Below are 1,594 nucleotides of genomic sequence, written 5' to 3' on the forward strand. Positions count from 1 at the left end.
AGGAAGAAAGAATGAGGAAGAAGGAAGAAGGAAGAAAGAATCAGGAGATGCGATCGGGCAATTCTCCGCAATGGTTTCAGGAATTCATCAAGTTCTCATAACCTCGAAGGTTGCTGTATTACCAAAAATCATGAAAGGCAGACGAGTTTTAATCGGTGTTAGTGGCGGGATTGCGGCTTACAAAGTTTGCGAAGTAGTTTCAACTTTAGCGAAAGCTGGAGCTGAAGTTAAAGCTATTCTTACTGATGCGGCCGGGGAGTTTGTCACGCCTTTGACTTTTGCTACTCTGTGCCGCCATCCTGCTTTTACTGACAAAGATTTTTGGCAAGCAAGTCACGGGCGCCCCCTGCATATTCAACTGGGAGAATGGGCGGAAGTTTTTGTTATTGCTCCCCTGACGGCTAATACTTTGGCTAAGTTGGCGGGGGGTTTTGCTGATAATTTGTTGACTAATACTGTCTTAGCTTCTACGTGCCCAATTTTGCTGGCACCGGCGATGAATACAGATATGTGGGAACAGCCGACGGTGCAGCGGAATTGGCGGGAAGTGTTGACTTATCGGCGCTATCATGCTGCGAATCCGGGGGCGGGTATGCTAGCGTGCGATCGCGCGGGTGTCGGCCGGATGGCAGAACCTTATGAGATTTTGCCTCATATTGAATCGCTTTTGTATGCGAAGGGCGATCGAGATTTAGCGGGTCTTCGGGTGTTGATCAGTGCGGGAGGAACGCGGGAACACCTCGATCCGGTGCGGTTTATCGGCAATCCTTCCAGTGGCAAAATGGGTATAGCTTTGGCGCAAGCTGCAGGGCACCGCGGCGCGACAGTGACGCTGGTACACAGTATAACTGGCGAATTGCCGCTCTCAGGTGTGCGGGCGATCGCAGTTGCGAGTGCAGAAGAAATGCGGCAGGCGATGCTGCAATGCTTCCACGATGCGGATTTGACGGTGATGGCGGCGGCGGTAGCGGATGTGAAGCCGGCCGAGTACAGTAGTGAGAAATTGCCGAAGCGATCGCTCCCGAATTGTTTGCCTTTGGCACCGGTAGCGGATATTGTGGCAGAGTTGGGAAAATTGAAACAGCCGCACCAAAAATTAATCGGGTTTGCAGCACAAACTGGGGATATTGTCAAGCCGGCTTTGGAGAAATTGCGATCGAAGAAACTGGATGTAATTGCGGCAAACCCGATCGATCAAATAGGCGCAGGTTTCGGCAGCAATACCAATCAAGCAATATTAATTAATGCAGCAGGGAAGCAAGTAGAAATAGCACCTTGCAGCAAGCTAGAAATGGCTCATCGGTTGTTTGATTTTGTGAGGGAAGGGTGAGGGCGACCGAATTGCGATGATATTACCAATTGCGGATTTGTCGCTGGGCGGGGCGGGTTTTTGAGATGGTAGGTTTCTAACATAAATGGTTGGTAAAACCCGCCCCTACGATGGCCTGTAGGGGCGGGTTCACCAATAATATTTAATACCCGCAAACAATTTATATAAACCCGCCCCCACACAACCAATAATCTAGATTAACCTTTACTGCGATCGAAATGAAATATTTTTCGCCTTGTGGGGGCGGGTTTTTGAGATGGTAGG

At 49.7% G+C, this 1,594-nt stretch carries 1 protein-coding gene; it reads left to right on the plus strand.

Features of this window, described 5'->3' with window-relative positions; all coding sequences use genetic code 11:
• Nucleotides 1-130 precede the first annotated feature (130 nt).
• Entirely contained in the window at nucleotides 131-1,330 is a 1,200-nt protein-coding gene (gene coaBC, locus QUB35_RS29050) for a bifunctional phosphopantothenoylcysteine decarboxylase/phosphopantothenate--cysteine ligase CoaBC (RefSeq protein WP_333145127.1), read from the plus strand.
• Nucleotides 1,331-1,594 lie beyond the last annotated feature (264 nt).

It is taken from the genome of Microcoleus sp. B13-B6 (assembly GCF_036705405.1).
Classification (GTDB): Bacteria; Cyanobacteriota; Cyanobacteriia; order Cyanobacteriales; family Microcoleaceae; genus Microcoleus.